A 23413-nucleotide genomic window follows, 5' to 3' on the forward strand; every position below is an offset into this window, starting at 1 on the left:
CTTGCGGAGACGACGTTCATGACGATCCCCATTCTCGTTCCCGTCAAGCGCGTAGTCGATCCGAACGTGCACGTGCGACTCGGCGCCGGCGGCGCGATCGACACCGCCGGCCTGAAGGTTTGCCTCAATCCTTTCGACGAGTGCGCGCTGGAAAAAGCATTGCAGTTGAAGGAGGCCGGACACGCGTCGCAGGTAAGCGTCATCACCTGCGGGCAAGCCCGCAGCCAGGACGTGCTGCGCACGGCGCTCGCGATGGGCGCCGACAACGCGATCCTCATCGACGCGGGCGCAGCCGCCGCGACGCTGGACCCGCTCGCCGTCGCGCGCCTGCTGCATGCGTATCTGTCGGCGCACGATGCATTCGGCCTCGTGATCTGCGGCAAGCAGGCCATCGACGACGACACGGGCGGCGTCGCCGCGATGCTCGCCGGCCTGCTCGACTGGCCGCAGGCGCTCGACGCGAGCGCCATCGAAGCCGAGGGTTCCGGCTGGCGCGTAACCTGCGGCGATGACGCGGGCACGGCAACCTGGCTGCTCGCCGGCGCGGCGGTCGTCAGCGCGGACCTGCGCCTTGCGGAACCCCGGCATGTGACGCTGCCGAGTATCGTCAAGGCCCGGCAGAAGCCGCTGACGACAATCGATGCCGCCACGCTGAACGTCGCACTCGCGCCGCAAAGCCGGATTGTCGAGCTGCGTGAGCCGCCTGCGCGGCACGCGGGCATCAAGGTCACGCATGCCGCTGCATTGCTCGATGCGCTCGCGGCCCATCGGGTGTTCGAGCACACAGGAGCGCTCGAATGAGAACTCTGGTACTGGCTGAATCGGATCAGGGCGTGCCCGGCGACGCCACGCTGCGCGTGATCGGTGCGGTCACGCAGCGAGGCGCGCCCATCGACGTGCTCGCGCTCGATCCCCAAACCGCGCTCGAGGCCGCGCAGGTCGCCGGCGTGGAGCGCGTGCTGTGCTGCGGCGTCGGCGGCCTGGAGACGCCGGCGCCTGTGCCGGAAACGCTCGCCGCGCAACTGCGCGCCGTCTGCGGCGACTATTCGCTGGTCGCCGCCGCACACCGTGGGTTGGCTCGCGGTGCGTTTCCGCGCACGGCCGCGCTGACCGGCAGCGCGTTCCTGGCCGACGTGACCGGCCTCGCGAGCGACGGCCGCTTCGTGCGCGGCCTCTATGCGGGCAGCGTGCTGGCGACCGTCGCAAGCGCAAGCGCGCTTACGTTCGCGACGTTTCGCGCGTCGTCGTTTGCGCCTGTCGAGCGGGCTGGCAGCAGCGCATCCATCGTGACACTCGATGCGCCGCCCGCGTTCGAAAGGACCCGGCTCGTGGAACGCCAGACGGCGCAACAGAGCGGCCACGATCTGTCGAGCGCGCGCGTTGTCGTGGCGGGCGGCCGTGGCCTGGCGTCGAAGGAAAACATGGCGCGGCTCGGCGCGCTCGCCGGGCGCATCGGTGCGGCGCTGGGCGCGTCGCGCGCCGCTGTCGACGCCGGCTACGCGCCCAACGCCGCCCAGGTCGGACAGACCGGCAAGACGGTCGCACCCGATGTCTATCTCGCATTGGGCATCTCCGGCGCGATTCAGCATCTGGCAGGGATGAAGGACTCGAAGATCATCGTCGCCGTCAACAAGGACCCTGATGCACCGATCTTTTCCGTGGCCGACGTCGGGCTCGTCGGCGATCTGTTCGAGACGATGAGCGAACTGGAAGCGCGTGTCGATGCACGGAGCGCATCATGACGAGCCGGCTGCATCCGGATCCACACCGTGCGCCGCCGCGCCCGAAGGCGGGCGCAGGAAAGCCCTTGCCGGTGCCGCAGCAGTCGATTCATTTCTTCGACTGTGCACGGCTCGTGCCCGAAGCATGGGCCAACGGCGGCGGCACCACACGCACGATCGCCAGGCGAGCCGATGACGACGGCGGCGTCGAGTGGCGTGTCAGCCTCGCCACGCTGAACAGACCCGCAAAGTTCTCGCGGTTTCCGGGCCTTGATCGGACGCTGCTGTTGCTCGACGATGGCGCGGTCGATCTGCACTCGCAGGATGGCGCATGGTTCGCGCGCCCAGGGCAGCCTGTGCAGTTCCCCGGCGACCTGCTGATATGGGCGAGCGTGCCCGCCCGGCCTGTCGGCGTGCTCAACGTCATGACGCGGCGCGACGCCTGGCGGGTCAATGTCCATGTCGCGTCGAACTCGCTGCGGATCACGGTGGCTTCGACCCATCTCGTCTTGTGCGTCGCCGGACAGTGGAGCGCGGCGAGCGCGCTGCTCAACGACGTGTCGCTCGAGCCGATGACCGGCATCTGGTTTGATGGACGAAGTGAAGAAATCGACTTGCGCGCGGTGGGGCCGGGCGCGCGCCTCGTTTCTATCGCGATCGATCCGGCGGAGCGTTGAGCAATGAGAGACGCAAGTCTGATCGGGCAATACGGCCCGCGCGAGTCGATGGAATACGACGTGGTGATCGTCGGCGGCGGCCCGGCGGGCCTGTCCGCGGCGATCCGGCTCAAGCAGCTGGCCGCGCAGAAAGGCGTCGAGATCGGCGTCTGCGTGCTGGAAAAAGGCTCGGAGATCGGGGCGCATATCCTCTCGGGCGCGGTGATGGATCCGCGCGCGCTCAATGAACTGATCCCCGACTGGAAGGAAAAAGGCGCGCCGCTCACCGTCCAGGTGAGCGAGGACCGCTTCCTGTTCCTGTCCGAAACCGGCGCGAAAGCGGTGCCGAACTGGGCGCTGCCCGATAACTTCAGGAACCACGGCAATTACGTGATCAGCCTCGGCGCGGTGACGCGCTGGCTGGGCCAGCAGGCCGAGGCGCTCGGCGTCGAGATCTTCCCCGGCTTCGCGGCCGCCGAGATCCTCTACGACGAACACGGCGCGGTGAAGGGCGTCGCCACCGGCAACCTGGGCATCGGCAAGGACGGCGAGCCCACCGCGAACTTCCAGCCCGGCATGGAGCTGCACGCGAAATACACGCTGTTCTGCGAGGGCGCGCGCGGCCATCTCGGGCGCCAGTTGCACGAGCGTTTCCGGCTGCGCGACGGGCGCGACCCCCAGGTCTACGGGATCGGCATCAAGGAGCTGTGGGAGATCGATCCGGCGAAGCACCAGCCGGGCCTCGTGATCCACACGGCCGGCTGGCCGCTCGACACCGACACCTACGGCGGCTCGTTCCTCTATCACCTGGACGGCAACCAGGTGGTGGTGGGCTTCGTGGTGGGGCTCGGCTACACCAACCCGTACCTGTCGCCGTTCGAGGAGTTCCAGCGCTACAAGACGCATCCGGCGATCCGCGCCTTTCTCGAAGGCGGCAAACGCGTGTCGTACGGCGCGCGCGCGATCACCGCGGGCGGGCTGATGTCGCTGCCGAAGCTGGTGTTCCCGGGCGGCGCGCTGGTCGGCGACGACGCGGGCTTCCTGAACGCGTCGCGCATCAAGGGCAGCCACGCGGCGATCAAGACCGGGATGCTCGCCGCCGGGGCGGCGTTCGATGCGGTGCAGGCGGGCCGCCAGCACGACGAGCTGGGCGCGTACCCGGAGGCGTTCAACACGTCGTGGCTGCACACGGAGCTGTACCGCGCGCGCAACTTCAAGCAGTGGATGAGCAAGGGGCTCTATCTGGGCACGCTGATGGTGGGCATCGAGCAGAAGCTGCTCGGCGGCAACGTGCCGTGGACGCTGCATCACCAGCACTGGGACCACGAGATGCTCAAGCCCGCGTCGCAGTGCAAGCCGATCGTCTATCCGAAGCCGGACGGCAAGCTGACGTTCGACCGGCTGTCGTCGGTGTTCATCTCGAACACGAATCACGAGGAAAACCAGCCGGCGCACCTGACGCTGAAGGACGCGAGCGTGCCGGTGAACGTGAACCTGCACACATATGCGGGGCCGGAGGGCCGCTACTGCCCGGCGGGCGTGTACGAGTTCGTGAAGGACGAGGCGAACCAGGACCGGCTGCAGATCAATGCGCAGAACTGCGTGCACTGCAAGACCTGCGACATCAAGGATCCGACGCAGAACATCGTGTGGGTCACGCCCGAAGGCGGCGGCGGGCCGAATTATCCGAACATGTAGGCGTCGCCGCCGGCTTCTGCCTTCTTCGATCGGCGGAAGTGTGACGGAACTCGATTGGCTTCCGGAAAATTACTTAAATAATTTCCGTTCGCGTAGTCCAAGCACGGATTTTCGACGTCGAACGACTGAACCAATTATGGTGACTGGCAGCAACGCGCATTCGCGACCGTTCACGCCAAGTCGTCCATCCAGATACTGCTTGCGCCAGTCGAACGGCTGATTCGCGTTCAATTCGTGACGGTGCGCAATCTCTGCCGCCGAATGTCCGCTGGATAGCGCCTCTTCGACGATCTGGCGTTTCTCGTCCACGGTGCGCCGACGATACTTCCGTGCGACTTTGATTTCGGTGAATCATGCCGACACCGGAAAAGTACTCGACTGACGGAACGTCGACGATCCTTTTCTATCGGTGCCAACAAGTTACAAGCACGCTCGCAATCCCGACGATCGCCGTGATGATGCACCCCACGATCGCGATTCCGGCCGAGCGACCAGCGAATCTCGACTGCTTCGCTGCTTCGCGCGCTGAAACGTCCGCCGCCGTCGCTGCACGCTGCGTCGCATCAAGTACCGGCCGCTGCAGATCTTCGGCATCGCGTGCATCCGTGCGTTGAAGATATTCCCGGCCGCGCGCCTGCCGGACGAGCGCGATGCGTCCGCTTCCTATCAGTTCTCGAAATTCACCGGGGCCGCCATTCAGGCCTGCGATATACGTCTCGATTTCGGCATCTGTTGCGAACATGCCTTGACGTTTTTCTTGCCTTTCAGTCGTGGTAGCGGCACGAAACGATATTGATTTGCGTGCTCGCGACTTCGTAGACCAGGCAATTCGTTTTATCAACGCGGCGCGACCCAAAACCCGTCAGGTTTTCCTTCAGCGGCTCGGGCTTGCCAATGCCTTCGAACGGGGAGCGCTGCACAGACCAAGTACATCGCGACGACCGGTTGAATCCGCCCTATACATTGCAGGCCTGCAACATCCGTCAAGCCCTTGGGGCGGAAGGCAGCCGGAGTCGAACCGACCAGGGAGCGTCTGACGCCCCCTACTGGGTTTGAAGCCCACAGACTAGTCAAACAAAATCAAAAACTTAACTCAAAAATCGTTCCGCAAACGTCCTGATTCTGGCGCATAAAAGCCCCTTGTTTTATGGACCAGAATATTTTTTGCGGAACGATTTCGTATCATTTCGTGGGCTTTACCTTGTCGCCGCGCCGGTTGCGGACATAGTGCTCAGTCATCGTCACTGATGTATGCCCGAGTTGCTTCTGAGCCTGTCGAATGTCGCCGGTACTATCCGTCTTGTCCGTCCCTGCCTTCGCTCGCAGATCGCGGAACTGGAAGTCGGCGTCTCTCACTCCGGCGGCGCGACGCGCATTCCTGAAGCGCCGTTGCAGCGTATCAAGAGTCATACGTTGTCCCTTCTCGTTGACGACAAGCGCAGTGCTTACGACCTTGTAGGTAGTCTTGCGCGCCCGGATACGGTCAATCACGGCCTTCAACTCTCCCAGTACCTCCATGCGCAATTTCTTGCGCGTCTTACCCTGGTCAATATGCAGGCAGCCATCGCGAATATCCCTCTCGTCATAGTTGAGGGTATCCTGTGGCCGCTGTCCAGAAAGGTACGCCAGATCCATTGCGTCTTTGGTCGGCTGGTCAGCGTGTGCGTAGACCCTACCGAACAGGTCATCCTCAACGTAGACGTCACGGCCCGATTCCTTGTTGACCGAGATTCCAAGGCAAGGATTCGCGGCCTTCGTCATGCCGATCTCTCGGGCAAAGTTGAACATATGGCTCAGCACCTCAACGTCACGATTCGCGCGTACATGGCCTGCATTGGCTGGCGCAATCTTTCCTTTCGCCTGATACCATGCGGCTGCTTTCTTGTGGCGCCAGTGCATGTATTGCTTGACGTTGGTCGGCTCTATGTCGTCCAGCAGAAATGACGGCCCAAAGAACTCCTTCAGCAGCCCTATTTGAACCATCTTGTCACGCTGATTCTGTGCTGCGTTGAGTGGAAGAATATCTCGCATGTAGGCGTCGAAAGCATCCTTGATGGTCGGCGACAGCATCTTGGGCATTTCCGCCTGCTCGATCTGAGCCCACTTTTGAACGGCCAGAACGAAATCCGTTCCGAGAGGCTCTTCGCGCCTTGGCTTTCCACCGTGATCGTAGTAGTAGTATGTCACTTTGCCGCGGCGGCGCGCTCGCAGTCGCTGCGGCAAATGCAGATTCACAGTCGGCTTGCGCCCCATGATTTCACCCGGCTAACAGGGCCTGCGGAACCGATTTTTTCCGCGGCGCTTCCGCCCTTGATTTCGATCCATCGATGGCCGTTCTGGGAATTATCGGGCGCCCACGCGCATTCTGCCAGAACGGGATGCCGGATGTTCGAAGCCACTCTACCTGCAATTCTTCGCGCGTTTTACCGCGGCGGCCGATCTTTATTCCCGTCAATTCCGCGACCTCTTCTTCGGTCAGAAACGTCTCGCTCACCACTCACCTCCCAATCCATTCAGCTTGAACAGAACCCCCGGAATGTTCGCTTTCATCGATTCGCGGTACTGGAGCCGCTGGCACGCGCCGACGAGGTACAGCAGATAAATCCGCTGGGTGTGGCGCGTCCATGCGTCCAGTTCCGCGCCGCCATCCGGTTTCGGAAGCGCTGGTTCACAACGCGGACGCAGGATCTCTGGCAGAGCGGCAAGCCTGTCGTCGTAATCCGTAGCCCCGGAGACGAGCGGCGCGGCCGGCGTTTCGTCGGCGAACAGGTCAGACTGCATTGTTGACTCCATCCAGCCAGTCGCGATAGCGCGAAATCGCACGAAGCAACCGGCCGAGTGCGTTTTTTCGAGAACGTGCCGCAGACTGATAGGAGCGCTCGATTTCAGCGACATCCGCGGGTTCCGCAAAATCGTCCTTGCGGGCATCGCGAAACAAGGTCCGTGCGGATATCGCCTGTCGACGTGCTACTTCGTATTCCATGGCGGCAATGCCGAGACTAGCGAGCCTGCTTGCGTTCTCCAGGGCGATTTTCTTGCTCACAGTTTGACCTCCGCGTATTCGGTTTTGACCGTGACATTGGTCGTGTGGTGGTACTGGTGAACGATCCGCACGCCGTTCCAGATATCGAGGGGGTGGCCACCGTCATTGGCGTTGTTGAGCTCCGCGTTGTAACGGGAAGTGCCGAGCCTGTCGAGAATCTCCGCGAAGATCTCAGGGCTTTCCTGAAGCCTGTCCAGCAGATCGTGATTGATCTCAATGAGGGTCCGTATGCTCACGCAGCACCTCGCGGGAATTCGTCGTGCGAGCAGCCCGCAAGGCAGACGCTGAGCATCGCGCGGTCAGTTGCCATCGCCACCTCCTTTGCGGGCGGCGTCTCCCTTGTCTTTGGCTAGAGCGTGGATACGCTCGGCGGCTTGCTCTGCGTAGAGTTCACCGTCGCAAATCATCGCCGCCCGCTCTAGCCCTTGAGCTTCGGCCCACCGAAATGCTGCCCATGCAGCCTCTGACGGTGTCGTGAATCGTTCACATCGCAGTCCGAATGCTTCCCGCTCAAACCACCACGCCTCGAAACGCTCTCGTTGGGACTGGGTCATTTCGGATCCTTGTCGGTTGCAGAGAGGGCGGCGATCTTCAGCTTTCCGCCACACCGATGACAGAACTGCATGCGGTTTTCTTCCGGTCCGCCATCAGAAAAAGACCACGCTTCGCCGCATTGCGATTCCCAGATGGCATTGTCGAAGTCGTCAAGTCGCCACTCGCACTCTGGTTGTTCCGCCGCTTCCAGCTGGTCGAGCAGAGAGAGAATGGTTTCGGGATGGGTTGCGCCTCGATATTGGATGCGCCTCTCTTCAAACAGCGCATGGTCTGGATTACCAATTACCAAGAGCATGCGTTCGCACACCTCTCTCAGTTTCGCGATATCAGTCATGAGAGGCTCCTTTGCGAGCGGCATCGATAGCGGCACGTATAGCTTGCGGACTGCCTTCGCTGTAGACGACGCCAATGTCACGCAGAGCCTTTCCGCTCAACCGGTGCATTACCCAATCGAGTCGCGCCGCGTCCTCCGCATCCCCCTCCCGCTGCCCGGTGGGTGCGGAGGCGAGGATGGTGATACGGTCACGCAGTTCTCCAAGCGCGGCCGTAGCTTCGCCCTCGTCATCGTGATACCAGCCGGTGTCGTTGAGGCAGTCGAGCAGCACCTCAAGCTCTTTGAACCCGCGCGTTTCCGTGAGCGCTCCGGGTTGCGGGGTGGTGGCGCGGGCTGCGCATTCGGCGCAAGCGATCTTATGGCAGCCGATTGCCTCGCTGATTGCGCTGGCAAGCGTCGGATATGCAGCGGTGTCCCAGCACCCCGGATAGTGCAGCGCATTCGCAATCTTCTCGAACGCCGCGCGCTCGTCGGGCTGCGCAACCAATTTGCGGTCGTCCGCAATTTGGTCGCGGTGTGCTCCCGCAGGAGCTTTCAATGCTTCGATAGCCTCATAGATAGAGTCCGTGGCCGCCGTCTTCGGGTCGATGCCGAGCACTTCCTTCAGCGATTGCAAGAGCGCCTCCTCGGCCGCCCACGCGTCGTTGCGTTCTTCGGTGACCCGCTCAAGATCCTCGCTCAGCGCTCCCGCATCTGCGGCAACGGTGGGCGTGGGTGCGGCGAGAATCGCGCGAAGCGTGGCGGCGTGCTTGTTGGCGTGGTCGCGCCAGTCTTTCCCGAAATGGTGCAGCAGGTTCGCGCCGCTATCGTGGCCAGCGAAAATCTTCAGCATGAACGCGGATTTCTTGATCGCCTCGCGCTGCTCATCGGTCAGCGCCGCTCCCGCTTCAGGGGCGACGGGAGCGGCGGTGAGCGCGAATGTCGCCAACCAATCGTGGTCGCATTGCGGACAATGCATTCCAACGATGATGCCCTCGTCATTCCAAGCCGGTTCCGATGCTTGCGTGTCGTTGTCTCCGCACAAGGGGCATCGCGGAAGCCGGAAAGGGCCGACATGTACTTTCGCTGTTGCGTCTGTGGATGCGGGAGCGGCGTAGAGCGGCTGCACCTCGTGGTGATCAGCCACGCGCCCAGCCGCAGCGAGATCAGTCGTAGCGTGCCATCCGGTCGGCGTCTGGTAGCGCCATGCGACCGGCACCTGCGCCGCAGCGGGTGCGAGAGCGGCGAGTTCGTCAGCCCACGCGCGGAGTTTTTTGACGTGCTCGACTATCTCGGGAGCTTGGGCACCGAATCCCTGTTCGCGCCATTCAGCATGAGAGCGCAGAAATTCGATCAGTTCTTTCGTATCCATATCGGTCAATCCTTGGGTGGGGCGTTAGTCGATTTTCTTCAGCCAGTTGGCGTCAAAATCCGCCATGGCTTCTGCTGGCGAATCGCCAAAGCCGCAGACGCCCTCCATCAGATTTGAACCGTACTGGGTGCACCATTTGTTTCCGTCGCGCCCGATGGTAGGTCGATAAACTGCCGAGGGACGCGCGTGTTCCGCGAACGAAACCGCGACATCCTGCATTGCGCAGCGGATCACATGATCTGCATTGCCAAAGGCTTCCCGCAATGCCGTTTCGGCAGCGTTGCCAATATCACCGCCGTGGATTCGGCTCCTGACAGCGTCATAGATGGCTTGATAGGAATCGCTCATTTTCAATCCTTGGGTGGGGTGGTCGCAAAAAGATCGCCCTGCGCGCGATGGTCCGCGCTCGACTCCGCGAGGTGCGCCGGGCAGAAGTGCGCATCCGCCCCGACCTGATGCGCGTGCACTGCGCACAGATGCCGGTCGCACGTCTTGCCGGGCCGCACGCGGTAGTCGCACTGGAAGCCGCTCGGCGCGGTGCAGCCCGCAACCGAGCAGCGCGGCGCGCGCCGGCGCGCGGTGCAGACCATGCCGGCGAAGCCGTCGGGCGTGCGGAAGGGTGTGCAGGGCATGTCATTAGCTCCCGAAGAGAAGCGGTTGCACAGCGCCGTTGGCATATACCGTCTCGAGAACCACGTCGCCGGTAGGCTCGTCACCTTCCCAGCCTTGTGGCCATGTCTCGGCGGCGATCAGCTCGCGGATGCGTGCCTCTTCTTCGGCATCGATGAGATCGATCAGTGGGCGGCCAGTGGCGCGAGCGACGCGGTTGCATTCCTCCTGGATTGACAGGATCCGGTCCAGCGCCATCAAGCGCGCTTCGAAGGTCAGCGGGCCGAGGCGTTGCGGATTCTTTGCGACGCCGCCGCCTTTGAGCTTCTCAAGACCGGGTTTGCGGAGCCTGTATTGCGGCTCGCGCAGTTCTCGCCACAGCGGCTTGATTCCGCGCAGCGGTGCGAGATAGGCCCATTGCGGCGTCGCCAGCACCGTTTCGAGCGCTTTCTCTTCCTGCGCTAGCGCACAACCGATGCAGCCCGTGCGAGCGTTGATCTCTTCAGCTTCGTCACCGCCATACGCATCGGCGATCGCGGCGGTCGACCAGTCACCGAACTCAGCTTTCGGCGCCCAATGGCGAAGCCACTCCCAGACGTGACACACACGCCAGTGCAGCAGCGGCGCGAGCGTTGCGATACGGCCGCGCAGGCCGCGCGCGTTCGGGAGAATCTGCTGATACCAGCCCTGCCCGCATTCGGCGCCGTCCTTGCCGCAGCTCATCTCGATGCGACGATCGCGGATCGCGCTTTCGCCCTGACGAACGCCAGTGATCATCAGGATGCTGCCGTCTATTCCGTCGAGCCGACAGCGCAGCGCTTCCTCCATCGGATCGATCTTGATCTGGCGCGTGCACCAGCGCAGCGTGTTGTTGTTCGGCGGCGGTACGCCGCGGCCGAGGATGTAGACCATGAAACGCTTGTCGAGTGGCGCGCGCACCACCTCGACGGCGATGCCGCGCTCGCGTAGCTCGTCCATGATCATGAGCGCTGATATCGCTAGCGGTGGAAGTTCTTGGCGAGTGTCGGCGTAAAAGACCGTGAGCGTCTTCGGTGCAACGATCTTGGCCGTGTCGATCAGCCAGCAGAGGATGGTGAGCGTGGCCGTACTGTCTTTGCCTCCAGACCATGCGATGCCCCAGTGATCATGCGCGGGTCCATAGGCCTGCATCGATTGAATCGTCAGTTCGATCGACTCATTCATCTGCAGGCGCTGGGCACCAGCGGCGAGAAAATCTAGCTGTTGAACATTCATCGGGCGCTCCGGCGATAGGTTTTTGTGAGCGCTCCATCAACGGCATGTCCGCGATCGTGCACAACGTTGGCGAGACGCGCGCGATCCTGATGGCTGGCCGTCGCTTGCCGCAACAGACCGAAATAACTGTTCGCCATCTGGTGAACGTCGGAAGCTGGCGCTGCAGCAACGCGCCGGAGCGCTTCGTTGAAGGTGCGCCGACGCGTCGTGCGGTGCCACGGTTTGATCACCTGTCCAACGAAGTCGATACCGTGCGCAACCGGTTGCAGGATCGTCTTGCGCGGATTCAGTCGCACACTGAGTCGTTCTGGCAGAAATGCGTCGACATCGCGCAGCACCGCGTTCAGCCAGTCGGCTGACTCGTGCAGAAACAGAAAATCGTCGACGTACCTGATGTAATAACGTGCCCGCAGCCCATGCTTCGCGCGCTGGTCGAGCACGTCGAGATAGACGTTTGCGAAAAACTGCGACGACAGGTTTCCGATCGGCAACCCGAGATGCGCTGGCTGATTCATCAGCCGCTTGTGCGGCGGCACGAGGTTCATCAGGCTCGGATCGCCCCGCATCTCGAAATCGGTGCGCGGGTCGTGCATCAGCACGAGTTCAGCGAGCGCCATCCACCACGGTTCTGTGATGCGCGCGGCGAGCAGCTCACGCAGGATCCGTTTGTCGATACTGACGAAGAAGTTCGCCAGATCGCACTTCAGGTAGTACGCCGGCCGGCTCCAGTTCTGCGTGATGCTGCGCACCTTCGATTCGAGACGTTGCGCAGCGTATAGCGTGCCTCGCACCTTGATGCATGCGCAGCTGTCGGCGATGAATGCCCGCTCGAAACATGGACCGATTCGGTTATACAGCAGGTGATGCACGATACGATCGCGGAAGTCCGCAGCCCACACCTCGCGCGGCTTCGGACGTGTTACGACAAAGCAGATTGACGTGCGCGGCACGTAAGTGCCGGCGCGAAGCTCATCGAACAGTTCGCGCAGGTTGTGCTCGAGCCGCACCTCGAACGCGAGCGCGCTGGGACTGTTGCGTTTCGTACGGCGGCAATCGAAATAGGCGGCGACCAACTCGCCGAAAGTCAGGTCAGCATGTTCCGTTTCATCTGCGGACGGCCCGCGCGCGGCAATTGTTGTTGTCCTTGTGGTTGTTGTTCTGGTTGCCGTTGTTGAAGTTCTGATACCAGGCGTAGGCGTACCAATCGTGCTTTCTACGTCGCCCGACCGAGCACTCAGCCGGGAAACTGCGCTGGACCCTTCCACACACCGGCGGTCGGTTTCCTCATTGCGCATGGCGTTGGCCTTTTGAGCCAGCGGCACGACCAGATTAAAAGTTCGCTCAGTCATGGCGGCCTTGACCTCCATGAAGCGGGCGAAGTGCGGACTTGCGCCACCCGTTGGCCTGCTTGCCGATGCTGGTCGTGAGTTCGATCGCCTGCGCATAGCCGGCCTGGGAAATCAGGCGCTTGTCCTTCGCGAGGCGAATCATCAACTCGGCGACCTGCAACCGCTCGAGCAATTCGAGCAGATGCGGAGCCTTCTCCTGCGCGACGTTGGCCCGGAAGATCAGCACCGTAATCTCGATGCATTCATTGGTGATCTTTTCACCGACCGAACGCTTGAAATCGCGCTGCATGTTCTTCACGAGGCTCGTTGCAATGTCGAGCAGGTCGTAGGCGACCTTGTAGATCGGAAGTTGTGTATGGGTGGCCATTGCTGACTTGAATGACTAAATTACTGAATTTCTAATCTGCGGACGGCCCGCGCGCGGCAACTGTTGCGGTCCAGGCGGTCGTCGTACTGGGTGCCGTCGCCGAAGTACTGATACCAGGCGTAGGCGCTATCCGGACGCTCCTCGGCCGACCAGTACCAGTCCTTTTCGAAGTGCTGTTTCAGGTTCGCGAACAGCAACGACTGTTCGCGGCGCGTCGGCAGTTCGCCACCCTGTTCTGTGGCCCATGCTTTGGCTTGATCCCACGGCACGCCGGCGACGTCGCCGGACAGCAGGATCAGGTGATGGCTCGGCTTGCCATCGTCGCCGAGCAAAATGCCCGCGTAGACGTCGCCGGGGGCGAGCCTGATAGTCGAGGCTGCGACCGAGATTACGGTCATTTCGGACTGCCGCCTGAGCTGCGCGATCATGCTGGCGAGTTCCGACTGCCGTTCTTCGAGTACTTCGAGCGTGAGCGTCATGGTTGACCTTATGAAATTGATGAATGATTAAATGGGCAATCTGCGGACGGCCCGCGCGCGGCAAATGCTGTAGCCCTTGCGGCCGTCGTACTGGTGGCCGGTGAGGAAGTTCTGACACCAGGCGTAGGCGTTGTTCCGCTCGTACGTCTCGTTGCTCCAGTACCAGTCTTTTTTAAACTGATCGCGGTGATGCGCCCACAACATCGACTGTTCGATCCGGTTCGGCAGATCGCCACCGATACGCTTCGCCCATTCGAGTGCCGAGGCGTGCGTGTCGCACTCGTGATCGCCGGGCAGCATGATCACGTGGTAAAAATCGCCCTTGCGATCGCCGATCGCGCCGACATAGATTTCTCCCTCAGCGAGCGGGGGCAGTTGAAGTTGCTGCATGACTTCTCCTCAAAAAGACGGGCGCTATGCGAGCCGCCCTTCATAAACCGACGCACTGGACCGTGACGTCGGGCGGGGGCTAACCTTGATTCAGCGCTTTCGCCATTCGCTTCCGCGCACCATGCGGCCGATCGGCTCGCAGACGAGTACTTCAGATTCCTTTTCGGTGCGCACGAGACCAGACGCACGCCGTTGCGCGCTTTCGATGGATGCATGCCGCTGGGGCTTCGCGTAGCGTCCGACCGTGATGAAAATCGGCGATTTCTCGCCCGGTTTCCCGAGCGTCAGTTCGTCAAGCCGCTGTTCGAGAGTCGAGTTGTTATCGCGCAGTCGGTTGACCATCGATGTCAGCGAGTCGCACTTACCTTCCATGGCAGCGAGTTCGATCTGCAGGCGGTCGCGTTCCTCAACCGCTTTGCGCGCGATCTGAACCATGTCGCGAGCGGCTTGGATCGCCTCGGTCATGGTCGGCGGCAGCCCTAGAATCTCGAACAGTTCGTCGACACGATCCGACATGTATTCGCGTGCGCTGCGGCGTTCCTCCGATTTCGTGATCATCGCGATGTCTTCTACACTCGGCGCAGGAGCTTTCGGCTTCCCACAGGAGATGTCAGCCGTGCCCGGCGTCTCGGCAGGCTGCTGCGCCGGTCCCGGTACACTGCTTGTTTGCGAGAGCCAGTAGATGTACTCGTTACCACCACCACTGCGCTTCTCGCGCTCGACCACCCCATCGCTGATCATGTGGTTCAGTTCCACCGCAACGTCGTGCCGGTCGATGCCGATCCTCTCGGCGATCGTCTTGGCCGTCGAATGGGCGACGGTCCCAAGGTATTTTTCGATCTGCTCTCTCACGATGCCTCCACGTAGCCGCAGATGACCATGTCCGGTGAATTTCCGCTGTTGAAGACTGCGTCAGCAATGCGATCGAGATCGTGGGCCGGAACCTGCCGGGTCTTCGCGACGCGATCGACGGTTCGCTGGGCGATCTGCCTTGCACGCTCGTGCGTCAGATCGATCCACATGCGCTGGCCGTGCGCTGGCACGTGATCCGGTGCATAGGTGTCTCGCCCCCAGTCCACGTGAAAGCACTTCGGTTCCTTGCACGATGGACACTCGAAGCCGAACGGCGTCACACCATCGCGGCTGTTCCAGATCCGCTCGCGGTGGCCGCACTCGCACGCGTACCACATAAGGCAAAACGCTTCTGCATTCTGGTGGCCGTTGGGTGACCTCTGCTCCAGATTAGCAGCGGCGCGTTTCGTCGCTGCCCGCTGGGCCGCGCGGCGCTCCTCGCGGCCATTCCGGCGAGGTTGCTGGTACGGGCGATTCATTCGAGATTCCCGTCCTGTTCTTCGTGCCAGCGCTTCCAGCCCCTCACCCACTCCATGCAGAGCGCGCCAGCCATCACCGGACAGGCGCCCTGCGGCTCGCCTGCCGCAGCGGCGTCGTAACCAGCCTTCTCAGCCGCATCAAGCTCTTCCTGCAGCGGCTGGTGCTCGATCGCCGTGAACTCGGCATCAACTACGTCGTCGGGTGGACCGTTCATGCCATCGCCGTCTTCGGCGGTATATTCACCGCCGAGATCGAGGCCGCGCTGATCGCCTTCACCCTTCACTTCATCCATACCTAACGTGTGATCCTCGGCGCACGCAACCACCACCAGAACCGCCTTACCCTGCGCCTCATACAGCTCGTGAAGCGATGGAGCGTTCGCGCCGAACTTGATGACTGCCTTTACGCCATCCTTGATCGTGATCTGATCGAGATCACCGGCGACTACCGTGCGACCTGCGCTGGCCAGGGCGTGGACAGCCATCGCGACATTCGTCTGTACGCGGTTGCGCACGCGATCAATGATGTCGTTCTGCTTGTGCTCGGACAACTTCACCCACACATCGGGCAGCAACTTCAGTTCGGTCACGAGCGCGGAAAGGAGGTCCTTTCCAACGGACTCGGCAGTCATCGCGCGGAAATCGTTCGGTGCGTTCATCAGGGTTCCTTCTGGTGGTGGCGAGATGGTCTGGAGTGGCTCAGGCGCCTTTACCGGCAGTCGCGCCCTTGATGCCGTAATAGACGGCCTTCGTCGCGCGCAGGTCGACTCCAGCGTTGTGCGCGCCCTCAAGCTTCTTGCCGGTGAAGTACTCGTAGGCTTCGCCGAGGTTCGGCGACTTTGCGTGCTTGCGGCCAGCGGCCAGCATCTTGGCGGTGGGGGGCAGATTGAGAATCTTCGTGCTGCGCCCCTGCGTACAGAATGCGGTACCGAATTTCCATTGATCGTGAAACGGATCGTCGACAGGCAACTTCCGGAAGTACTCGATGCGCAGCATGCGGGCGTCGAACGATTCGTTATGACCAACCCGGAATGCACAGCGCCGCCAGAGCGCGGTGAATTGCTGAAGTGCCTCGACAAGCAGAATCCCTTCCGCCAGTGCACGCTCGGTGGAGATGCCGGTCAACTCGGCGATGTCGTCCGGAATCGTCCAACCTTCGGGCCTGATCAGGACATCGAGGGTGGCGACTATGTTGCCGTTACGCTCGTCGCACAGCTCGGCCGCGAGCTGCGTGACATGCGGTTGCGACGGGTCTTCGGACGGCAGGCTCCATTGCGGCAGGCCGTTCGTTTCCGTGTCATAGAAGAGGATGAGGTCCATTCGGTTTCCTTTGGGTGAGTTGGACAGTTACGCGGCTTCTGCCATGCGGGAGGCGTGCAGTTCGCCGTTCTGGAGCCAATGCGCGCGCGTCGTTGGCGGCAGCCCTTCAGGGGCTTTTTTCAACGTGCCGAACACGAGCGCCGTCGCGATCTCGTTCTGCGCCGCCATGTCGTCGAGCAGTGCGAGCAGATCGCCGCGCCCCTTCAGATCGAGCACATCGAAGCGATCGAAGAACACGATGCGCGACTCGGACAGCACCGCGATCGTCAGCGCGATCAGCGCATCGACGCGGTACCGCTCGGACTCGCTCAGCAGCGAATAGAGGCGGCCGCCGGCGCGGATCGTCATGTCGGTGTCGAGCGACGGCACGGCCCATTGCGCGAACGTAGCAAGTTCAGCCAGGCGGTGATTGATCGGTGCAAGCGCCTGCGCGAGCATGTCGCCCGGGATGCCATCCGGAGACAGCGCCGCGGCGATGTCGAGCCATTGCGTGATATTGGTGTGATGCGTGGCCGCGTTCTTCGTCTTGTCGCCGGCAGCTTCGGTCGCGCGCTTCGCAGTGTTCAGGCGGTCGAGCTCGGTGCGCAGTGAGTCGCGCTGCGACGTTGCGGCCGTCACGCTCGTGCGCGCCGCGGTCAGTTGCTCTTCGGTCACCACCTCGACGTCCGCCTTCAGCTTCAGCGCTTCGATCGCGCCGTGCGCCGCCGCGAGGTCACGCTCGTCGTTCTCGACGGAGCGCTTCATCAAGTCGCGAGCCTTGATCAGTTCCGGCACGCGGGCGCGCGCTTCGGCATCTCCGGCCGCACCAGGCTCGCCGTGCTGATCGACGTACGCGCCATAAGCCTGCTCCACGGTGGACAGGTCGTAATCGCTCCACGGCTTGATCGCGCCCGTCTCGCGCTGCACGAGGCTTTCGGTGTCCGCGATGATCACTGCGAACTCGCGCACAGCCGCGCCCAGATCATGCACGAGGCCCTCGCGCGGCGCATCGCCGGCACGCTGCTGCGCATCCTTCAGACGCGCTTCAGCTTCCTCGAGGTGCTTCCGATCGGCCGCGAGCTTCGCTTCGATGCGCGTCATGCCTTGGGCGAGCTCTTTGCTGCGCTCGGCCGCGTCGCGCGACGCCACGTAGGCGCGATGTTTTTCCTGAAGCGCGCCGAGATCCGTGTTCGCCTTCGTGACCCGGCTTTCGACCCCCGCCATATCACGCACAATCTCGGCATGCCGCGCCGCGTCGAACAGCGGGATCTCGGCTTCCCAATCTCCCGCCTTCTCGCTACCCCACTGCTCGCCAGTCACCGACTTCCAGGCACCCTTCGATTCGCGGGCTTCGTCCTCGGCGAACTTCACCGCCGCCGGAAAGCCAGAGCGCAGCATCGGAAGGACCTTTTCGACCTTGGACGAATCGCACTTGCGCTCGGCGAGCAGCCCCTTGACCTTGTCGGGCGTAGCGCGCAGGCCAGTCAGTTCGAACAGGAAGGTGCGGCGTTCATCGGCCTTTAGCTGCGCGAAGCGTTCTGGATTGAGCAGGTACGGCAGCGCGCCCGTGTACACCGTCAGACCGACATGCCGCCCGTCCGGAAGCGTGAGAGTCGCAGGCCCGACATCGGTGTCCAGCGACACGATCGCCTTCTTCGTGCCCTCGGTCACCATCTCCTGATATTCCTTCTTGTATGCGACCCGCGAGATATCGCCCGTCAGCGCGGCGCTGACGGCTTCGCGCAGGCTGCTCTTGCCGGCGCCGTTCGGCCCGGCGAAGACGGTGACCGGCGTGGTGATGTCGACGTCGATCGCGCGCGCGCCGACAAAGCTCTTCACGGTGATGTGTTGGATCTGCATGTCAGTCTCTCTGGATTGGGCGGGGCTCGACTGCGGCCGTGGCGTAGATCAACGCTCGAAAGCTACATACGCCGCAGCCGACCGCGCGCCCCATTGACGGTTACTCAACGCTCGGGCCGCTGCCGCGCGCCGCGCGCCGGCCGGCACGCTCGAACTTCTGGCGCAGGCTCGTCGCGAGCTCGGTGAGGCGCTGTTCGGCTTCCGGATCAGGAACGTCAGCGATCAGCGCGATCGCGGCGTTCAGCTCGTCGCTGCTGTTCGCGGCGTTCAGTCGCGCGGCGATCTCGGATTCGGGCAGAGGCTCCCCGCGCTGCGCCGGAACGCTCGGCGAGTCGCTTGCATCGCCTTGCGCGACGATCGGTGCCACAGGTGCGCCGGCCGACTCCTTCGCGTCTACGTCAGTTGCATCGTTGCGGCGATCCTTTTCGTCGGCGGCGGTCGCATCCTGCACTTGCGTCGTGCGCAACTTGTCGATGTCGACGGCCAGCTTGCCGTCCGGGCCTTGCTCGAACTCGATGGTGTCGCGAACTTCGTCCTCGGTCGGCAGTCCCATGAGAAGTTCGGGCGCGTAGATACGACCGAAGAAAGCCCCACTGCGATATCGCAGCATTTGCTCAGGCATCGTCTTCCACTTCGAGCCGTTCTTCGAGTACCAGCCTTCCTTCACAGCCAGTTCGATCGACACCGGCGACGATTCCAGACGCTCGCCTGTGGCCTTCTCGATCACCCATGCAACGCAGCGTTGATCGCGAACCTTGACCGTCGTCTTGATCTCGGTGCGAGTCCGGTCGCCCTTCGGTCCCGTCCATTCGTACGTGATGTACTCGACATCCTTCTCGCCAAGATCAACGATCTCGAAGCGCAGCGGCGTGAAGCGGCCGCAGTTGTTGATCATCGCGATAATGAATTGCGAGGACCATGACGGGCGACCTTCGATGATCGACAGGTTCTGCATCACCATCAGCGGATCGGCGCGCATGCGATACGCCATGTTCACCGCAACGATGCAGTTCGCGACCGCCTTCGGGTTCTCGCGGACATCCGTGACCTCGCCGAAGCGATTGCGTTTCTCGATCGAACCGCGGTATTGCTCCGGCACAAGATCCGATGATGCGAAGGTTTTGGCGACGCGCTGGATCAAATCGAACGACTGCAGACTGTCGAATCCCGGTGCAACGGTGAGATTGCGCTCCGGTGGCTGAGCAACTTCAGCAAGCGTGCGCGGTTGAGCAGGTGCGTTCATAAATAACCTCTTTATTCGTGATAGATGCACTTGTCCCAGCGCGCGCAGTACTGCTTGCTGCACAGATAGGACTGAGGATTCGGTGGGAAAAGGCCGGCGCGAAACATATCGGCGGCCAACTGGATAAGGCCCGGCGTCTCGTCGTTGCCGATCAGCACGCGGCGCGCATCGAATACGGGGCTCACCGCGATCGGCGTCTTCGACGTTGTGCCGAGCCCGATGATCTGCGCGCCCGCCGTGCGTTCCTTCGCCGTCTGCTCGTACATGAGCTGATACGTGCCGGTTTGTGCCGAGCGTGACTTGATGTTCGCTTCGCCGTTCGTTACGACGCGCGCTCCCGTCTTGACGTCGGGAATGATCGTGCCGTCGAGCGTCGATGCGACTCGAGCCCGGTCCATAGTTCCCGTCAGCGTGATCGTTGTGCCGCCGCCGCAATCGATCTGCAGCGGCTCGAGCGTCATTTCCACGGCTGTGTACGTGAACTGCGGCGCGATCTCCGTGCAATACTTCGTCGTGAGCGCCAGGCCAATGCGCTGCGCCTCCGCGAACTTGATGTTGTCGTTCGAGAAGTCGACGTCGTACTCCGGGTGGTGCAACGTATCCACGAAGGCACCAGCGGCATCGTCCGGCGTGATCTCGCTACCGTTCAGGCGCGCCGAGTCGAATGCGGCCGTGCCTGCGTGCACACTCGTGCCAAGCAGCGCGCGCAACCCGGCAGGCTTGCGAATGCCCAGCAGATGTTCGCCTTCCCAGGCATACGCACAGTCGAAAAATCGTCCGAACGAAGATGCACGGATGCGGAGGTCGCTCACGTTGCGCTCCTTGAAGCGGCCATCTGCCATTGCAGGGCAGCAGTGTTATCCGAATCAGCCTGATACGCGAGGTAAAGGACGATCGCGCAAAGGACCACCATCACGCTGAATGAAATGTTCGGGTGACGGCGATAGAAACGATCGGAGGCCCTAATCAGGCGATTCACAGCACACCCCCGACAGAATCGCTGTGGAGGTAGTACTTTGCGATGTGCGGCGCGACATACAGAGCACCGATCGGCACCCGTGGCTCGATACCGCGACGCTGGAGTGCAGCTTTTGCGTCCCGCTGGCGCCGTGCCGTGCGTGCACACAATGCCCGGTACTCCGACTCGATCACTTCCCTTCGAGTCAGGCGCACTCCGGTATCCACAGTGCGCAGGTCGACCATCAATAGCTGCATGTCATGCCTCCCTGAAACAGCAGGATCAGTGTGCCTACCAGCGACACCGCCGAAATGGTTGCTAAAAACGCATACACACGTGCCGCAAGGCCCAGATCGCACTCGGACGCCTCCCCAGCATCCCGGTCTGTCCTGCGTCTATCCGTCTTGTGCCGCCCGAACATGGACATATCAGGGCCTTCGGATCAGCGTCGAACGCGGCATCGATCCCACACGGATGCCGAACTCTTCCCGGATGCGCTCGGCTTCCGGGCCGTACTCTTCAGCCGCAACCGCGTACACTTCGCGTTCTTCGGCGGTCAGCGGCTCATCATCGGGTTCGCGCGTGCGCCAGCTGTCATATTTGCGCCAGACGTTGGCATTGAAATGCTTTCCCATATGCACTCCTAATCGGTGACGGGCCTTCCAACCCGTCTGGCGCTGTAAGCCGCGCTGGCTGTCGCCGGGTGTTGCCACCCTCAAGAAAGTCGGGACTCACCCTATGGCGGCGCTCAGTCCGTCCATTCCGAATGCACGCGCCCCGGGAAGAGCTTTTTGCAGTGGACGCCGACTTTCTTCAGGGTGCCGGTTACTCATCGTCCGGCGACTCGTCAGCCGCTATTACCGTACTGCGAGCGACATCTTGAGCCAGGGAGCCCAGCGATCACCACTGGGTGAAGCAGTGCAGCCAGAGGCTTGGCCGAGCTGCCTTCGTATGCGGGCCTACCTCGCGATGCACAGCGCCCGCGCACCACGAGGATTGCTGCGATGTTCTGCAGGACGGCCCTCTCGGGGGGTATTACCTGTCATTCGCCAAATAAATTGATGAATGACTAAATGATCAATCTGCGGACGGCCCGCGCGCGGCAACTGCCGTAGCCCGTGTGGTTGCTGAGCTGGTCGCCGTCGCCGAAGTACTGAAACCAGGCGTAGGCGCTGTCGTCCTCATGATCCTGATTCGACCAGTACCAGTCGCGCTGGAACAGATCGCGATGCTTCTCGAACGCGACCGCGAGTTCGACACGCGTCAGCAGATCGCCACCGATCGACTTGGCCCACTCCATCTGGGCAGCCCAGCTGTTGTCGTCGTTGTCGCCCGGCAGCAGGATCGTGTGCGTGATCCGGCCAGCGCCGTCGATGAAGCCGCCGAGATAGACCTCCCCTTCGGCCAGTTGAGGCAACGCGATCGGTGCGGCTTCGAGGATTTTCGTGGACATGAACGACTCCAGAGTTTTTGAAAAGGACGTTGGGCTGCGGAATTAGCTAGGCGCAGATGGCCCAGCACATGTAGACGACGAGAAGCCAAGCGGCAAAGTAGGACATGTTCAACACCAGATGACGCCGTGCGCCAGATCGACCGTTCGGCGATACACGCTCTTGTTGAGCCACGGAATAAACGTGTATTCAACATAAGCGTTCACGCCGACGAAGAGCCAGTTGTGCAGGCGGTCCATGTCGATCTGCCGCTTACGCTGCGATCGCCTGCAACTTTGCGCACACCGCGGCGTTGCTGATCACGCGCTGCGCCTGACGGGCGGCCTGCGTAGCGCGCGCCGCGGTGATGCGCTTCGATTCCTCGCACAACTCGACGGCTTCGTCGTCAGTGATCTTGCGCACGCCGTTGTGCGCGACAAAGGCGTAGAGTTGCGTGCCGTTCGTGAGGATGTATGCGCCGGGCAGTCCGTCGCCGGTTGCCTCGAGCGACGCGATGACCGTGAGGCTCAGGAAGCCGACGCGCACCGTCTGGCCGATTTCCCACGACTGCTTGCTGTTCCGAATCATGACGCTCTCCTGATGACCGATGGAATTAGCGCACGCGGCGGATGCTGACGATCGTGAGAAACACGATTCCTGCTTCGTCGCACAGATCGGCCGCGGTTTCCTGCGCGCCGTCCGGGCCGATGCCCTCGACTTCCATGCTCGAGCCGTCTTCGAAGGTGATGAGGTAGGTGTTCATGTCCCGCTCCCGCGTTGTGTTGTGTGCTGCGATGGAGTTCATCTTATACAAGCAATTCTTGCATTGCAAGAACTTCTTGTGCGATGGGCCGCAAAAAAGCCCGCGCGCGGCGGGCTCTTCTTTCAAGACGGGGCGTCGTGCCTAATCGTTCGCGGTCCTCGCCGTCTTTTTGTACGGCTGCAGTTGGCCATTCATGGCGTCAAAAAGCATCCCGAATGCAAGCGAGTCGGGCGCAACTGGAATAGTCTGACTTCGTAAGACGGTGCCTCCAGAGATGAGGCGATCCTTAGCAAAAGCACATGGTACTTCGCACGAGATCTGCTCAATCACGGTGCCGCTGTCATTACGGAGAATCGATACCGTATAGGTTCCGTCCCTTTCCCCGATGTAACGCGCCATAACAAGAGGCTTGGCTGTAGTGCCAGCCTTGATGTCATCCTCGGTCAAACCCTGTTCGTATCCGTATTCGCCATTCTCTTCAAGCGCATAGTTATGACCCGATGGCGCTATCTGCTGGGGTGCCGGAGGGAGTTCTCCGGTCTGGCCTGATAAGGCACCGGCGTTCGTCGATGAGGGCTTTGTGACATTGGGCGCCTGATTGTTATAGGCTATACCTGCAATCACCGCGATCGCCACAATCGACAATGCGACCAAAATTCCATTCCGTTCTTTGCGCTTTGCCGTCTGTTCCAGAGTCTCCATATCGTCCCCGTAGGTGATGGA

The 23413-nt window shown here is 62.0% G+C and carries 35 protein-coding genes and 1 pseudogene; 4 read left to right on the plus strand and 32 right to left on the minus strand.

The window, feature by feature from the left end; translation table 11 throughout:
- The first annotated feature begins 18 nt into the window (after window positions 1-18).
- From AC3AP7_RS27295 to AC3AP7_RS27310, 4 genes are read left to right on the plus strand one after another with little or no spacing between them, the layout of a single operon-like run.
- Complete coding sequence (locus AC3AP7_RS27295; RefSeq protein WP_487363412.1) at window positions 19-801, plus strand: electron transfer flavoprotein subunit beta/FixA family protein; 783 nt, start codon at window positions 19-21, stop codon at window positions 799-801.
- Window positions 798-1742 (plus strand): electron transfer flavoprotein subunit alpha/FixB family protein, encoded by a 945-nt coding sequence (locus tag AC3AP7_RS27300; protein WP_487363413.1) that lies wholly within the window; start codon window positions 798-800, stop codon window positions 1740-1742. Before AC3AP7_RS27295 ends, AC3AP7_RS27300 begins: the two co-directional genes overlap by 4 nt.
- Window positions 1739-2398 (plus strand): HutD/Ves family protein, encoded by a 660-nt coding sequence (locus AC3AP7_RS27305; RefSeq protein WP_487363414.1) that lies wholly within the window; start codon window positions 1739-1741, stop codon window positions 2396-2398. The genes AC3AP7_RS27300 and AC3AP7_RS27305 overlap by 4 nt, the downstream gene beginning before the upstream one ends.
- Window positions 2399-2401: 3 nt before the next feature.
- Window positions 2402-4075 (plus strand): electron transfer flavoprotein-ubiquinone oxidoreductase, encoded by a 1674-nt coding sequence (locus AC3AP7_RS27310; protein ID WP_487363415.1) that lies wholly within the window; start codon window positions 2402-2404, stop codon window positions 4073-4075.
- A gap of 69 nt (window positions 4076-4144) precedes the next feature.
- Here AC3AP7_RS27310 and AC3AP7_RS27315 read toward each other — a convergent pair whose 3' ends face one another.
- From AC3AP7_RS27315 to AC3AP7_RS27470, 32 genes and pseudogenes are all read right to left on the minus strand, one after another.
- Window positions 4145-4384 (minus strand): transposase, encoded by a 240-nt coding sequence (locus tag AC3AP7_RS27315; RefSeq protein WP_488324837.1) that lies wholly within the window; start codon window positions 4382-4384, stop codon window positions 4145-4147.
- Between the two features lie 94 nt (window positions 4385-4478).
- Window positions 4479-4817, minus strand: coding sequence for a hypothetical protein (locus tag AC3AP7_RS27320; RefSeq protein ID WP_487363416.1), 339 nt, complete (start codon window positions 4815-4817; stop codon window positions 4479-4481).
- A gap of 22 nt (window positions 4818-4839) precedes the next feature.
- Window positions 4840-4992: pseudogene (locus tag AC3AP7_RS27325) on the minus strand (Txe/YoeB family addiction module toxin); the annotation flags it as partial.
- Window positions 4993-5257: 265 nt separating this feature from the next.
- Window positions 5258-6328: a tyrosine-type recombinase/integrase gene (locus tag AC3AP7_RS27330; protein WP_487363417.1), complete on the minus strand. Its 1071-nt coding sequence runs from the start codon at window positions 6326-6328 to the stop codon at window positions 5258-5260.
- 4 nt (window positions 6329-6332) lie between these two features.
- Window positions 6333-6569, minus strand: coding sequence for a DUF4224 domain-containing protein (locus AC3AP7_RS27335; protein ID WP_487363418.1), 237 nt, complete (start codon window positions 6567-6569; stop codon window positions 6333-6335).
- Window positions 6566-6856 (minus strand): hypothetical protein, encoded by a 291-nt coding sequence (locus AC3AP7_RS27340; protein WP_487363419.1) that lies wholly within the window; start codon window positions 6854-6856, stop codon window positions 6566-6568. The genes AC3AP7_RS27335 and AC3AP7_RS27340 overlap by 4 nt, the downstream gene beginning before the upstream one ends.
- Complete coding sequence (locus AC3AP7_RS27345) at window positions 6846-7118, minus strand: hypothetical protein (protein WP_487363420.1); 273 nt, start codon at window positions 7116-7118, stop codon at window positions 6846-6848. The genes AC3AP7_RS27340 and AC3AP7_RS27345 overlap by 11 nt, the downstream gene beginning before the upstream one ends.
- Window positions 7115-7354 (minus strand): hypothetical protein, encoded by a 240-nt coding sequence (locus AC3AP7_RS27350; RefSeq protein ID WP_487363421.1) that lies wholly within the window; start codon window positions 7352-7354, stop codon window positions 7115-7117. Before AC3AP7_RS27350 ends, AC3AP7_RS27345 begins: the two co-directional genes overlap by 4 nt.
- 63 nt (window positions 7355-7417) lie before the next feature.
- Window positions 7418-7672 carry a hypothetical protein gene (locus tag AC3AP7_RS27355; RefSeq protein ID WP_487363422.1) on the minus strand — a complete coding sequence of 85 codons (255 nt, stop codon included), beginning with the start codon at window positions 7670-7672 and terminating at the stop codon, window positions 7418-7420.
- A complete protein-coding gene (locus AC3AP7_RS27360) occupies window positions 7669-8007 on the minus strand; it encodes a hypothetical protein (RefSeq protein ID WP_487363423.1) in 339 nt (112 codons plus the stop codon). Before AC3AP7_RS27360 ends, AC3AP7_RS27355 begins: the two co-directional genes overlap by 4 nt.
- Window positions 8000-9358 (minus strand): hypothetical protein, encoded by a 1359-nt coding sequence (locus tag AC3AP7_RS27365; protein WP_487363424.1) that lies wholly within the window; start codon window positions 9356-9358, stop codon window positions 8000-8002. The genes AC3AP7_RS27360 and AC3AP7_RS27365 overlap by 8 nt, the downstream gene beginning before the upstream one ends.
- A 24-nt stretch (window positions 9359-9382) precedes the next feature.
- A complete protein-coding gene (locus AC3AP7_RS27370; RefSeq protein WP_487363425.1) occupies window positions 9383-9706 on the minus strand; it encodes a hypothetical protein in 324 nt (107 codons plus the stop codon).
- 2 nt (window positions 9707-9708) lie between these two features.
- Complete coding sequence (locus AC3AP7_RS27375) at window positions 9709-9990, minus strand: hypothetical protein (RefSeq protein ID WP_487363426.1); 282 nt, start codon at window positions 9988-9990, stop codon at window positions 9709-9711.
- A gap of 4 nt (window positions 9991-9994) precedes the next feature.
- Window positions 9995-11221 carry a phosphoadenosine phosphosulfate reductase domain-containing protein gene (locus AC3AP7_RS27380; protein WP_487363427.1) on the minus strand — a complete coding sequence of 409 codons (1227 nt, stop codon included), beginning with the start codon at window positions 11219-11221 and terminating at the stop codon, window positions 9995-9997.
- On the minus strand, window positions 11218-12570 hold the full coding sequence (locus tag AC3AP7_RS27385) for a reverse transcriptase domain-containing protein (protein ID WP_487363428.1): 1353 nt from the start codon (window positions 12568-12570) through the stop codon (window positions 11218-11220). The genes AC3AP7_RS27380 and AC3AP7_RS27385 overlap by 4 nt, the downstream gene beginning before the upstream one ends.
- Window positions 12563-12937: a four helix bundle protein gene (locus AC3AP7_RS27390; RefSeq protein WP_487363429.1), complete on the minus strand. Its 375-nt coding sequence runs from the start codon at window positions 12935-12937 to the stop codon at window positions 12563-12565. The genes AC3AP7_RS27385 and AC3AP7_RS27390 overlap by 8 nt, the downstream gene beginning before the upstream one ends.
- Window positions 12938-12957: 20 nt before the next feature.
- Window positions 12958-13416, minus strand: coding sequence for an Lcl C-terminal domain-containing protein (locus tag AC3AP7_RS27395; protein ID WP_487363430.1), 459 nt, complete (start codon window positions 13414-13416; stop codon window positions 12958-12960).
- A 27-nt stretch (window positions 13417-13443) separates the two neighbouring features.
- Complete coding sequence (locus AC3AP7_RS27400; protein WP_487363431.1) at window positions 13444-13806, minus strand: Lcl C-terminal domain-containing protein; 363 nt, start codon at window positions 13804-13806, stop codon at window positions 13444-13446.
- A gap of 90 nt (window positions 13807-13896) precedes the next feature.
- The gene (locus AC3AP7_RS27405; RefSeq protein WP_487363432.1) at window positions 13897-14658 is read right to left on the minus strand and encodes a PspA/IM30 family protein; all 762 of its coding nucleotides are present in this window, start codon (window positions 14656-14658) and stop codon (window positions 13897-13899) included.
- Window positions 14655-15137 (minus strand): hypothetical protein, encoded by a 483-nt coding sequence (locus tag AC3AP7_RS27410; RefSeq protein WP_487363433.1) that lies wholly within the window; start codon window positions 15135-15137, stop codon window positions 14655-14657. Before AC3AP7_RS27410 ends, AC3AP7_RS27405 begins: the two co-directional genes overlap by 4 nt.
- A complete protein-coding gene (locus tag AC3AP7_RS27415) occupies window positions 15134-15796 on the minus strand; it encodes a cell division protein FtsK (RefSeq protein WP_487363434.1) in 663 nt (220 codons plus the stop codon). The genes AC3AP7_RS27410 and AC3AP7_RS27415 overlap by 4 nt, the downstream gene beginning before the upstream one ends.
- A gap of 40 nt (window positions 15797-15836) precedes the next feature.
- On the minus strand, window positions 15837-16457 hold the full coding sequence (locus AC3AP7_RS27420; RefSeq protein WP_487363435.1) for a 3'-5' exonuclease: 621 nt from the start codon (window positions 16455-16457) through the stop codon (window positions 15837-15839).
- A 27-nt stretch (window positions 16458-16484) separates the two neighbouring features.
- Window positions 16485-18296, minus strand: coding sequence for an AAA family ATPase (locus tag AC3AP7_RS27425; protein WP_488324838.1), 1812 nt, complete (start codon window positions 18294-18296; stop codon window positions 16485-16487).
- A gap of 100 nt (window positions 18297-18396) precedes the next feature.
- Window positions 18397-19539, minus strand: a complete 1143-nt coding sequence (locus tag AC3AP7_RS27430) for a recombinase family protein (protein WP_487363436.1) — start codon at window positions 19537-19539, stop codon at window positions 18397-18399.
- An 11-nt stretch (window positions 19540-19550) separates the two neighbouring features.
- Window positions 19551-20351, minus strand: coding sequence for a PD-(D/E)XK nuclease family protein (locus AC3AP7_RS27435; RefSeq protein ID WP_487363437.1), 801 nt, complete (start codon window positions 20349-20351; stop codon window positions 19551-19553).
- Window positions 20352-20514: 163 nt separating this feature from the next.
- On the minus strand, window positions 20515-20754 hold the full coding sequence (locus AC3AP7_RS27440; RefSeq protein WP_487363438.1) for a hypothetical protein: 240 nt from the start codon (window positions 20752-20754) through the stop codon (window positions 20515-20517).
- 171 nt (window positions 20755-20925) lie between these two features.
- Window positions 20926-21132, minus strand: a complete 207-nt coding sequence (locus AC3AP7_RS27445; protein WP_487363439.1) for a hypothetical protein — start codon at window positions 21130-21132, stop codon at window positions 20926-20928.
- A 434-nt stretch (window positions 21133-21566) separates the two neighbouring features.
- Complete coding sequence (locus AC3AP7_RS27450) at window positions 21567-21950, minus strand: Lcl C-terminal domain-containing protein (RefSeq protein WP_487363440.1); 384 nt, start codon at window positions 21948-21950, stop codon at window positions 21567-21569.
- A gap of 108 nt (window positions 21951-22058) precedes the next feature.
- Entirely contained in the window at window positions 22059-22187 is a 129-nt protein-coding gene (locus AC3AP7_RS27455; RefSeq protein WP_487363441.1) for a hypothetical protein, read from the minus strand.
- 13 nt (window positions 22188-22200) lie between these two features.
- Complete coding sequence (locus AC3AP7_RS27460; RefSeq protein WP_487363442.1) at window positions 22201-22515, minus strand: hypothetical protein; 315 nt, start codon at window positions 22513-22515, stop codon at window positions 22201-22203.
- A 25-nt stretch (window positions 22516-22540) separates the two neighbouring features.
- Complete coding sequence (locus AC3AP7_RS27465) at window positions 22541-22690, minus strand: hypothetical protein (RefSeq protein ID WP_487363443.1); 150 nt, start codon at window positions 22688-22690, stop codon at window positions 22541-22543.
- 141 nt (window positions 22691-22831) lie between these two features.
- Window positions 22832-23392, minus strand: coding sequence for a hypothetical protein (locus tag AC3AP7_RS27470; RefSeq protein WP_487363444.1), 561 nt, complete (start codon window positions 23390-23392; stop codon window positions 22832-22834).
- Window positions 23393-23413: the final 21 nt, after the last annotated feature.

This window comes from Paraburkholderia sp. PAMB 6770, from assembly GCF_057748135.1.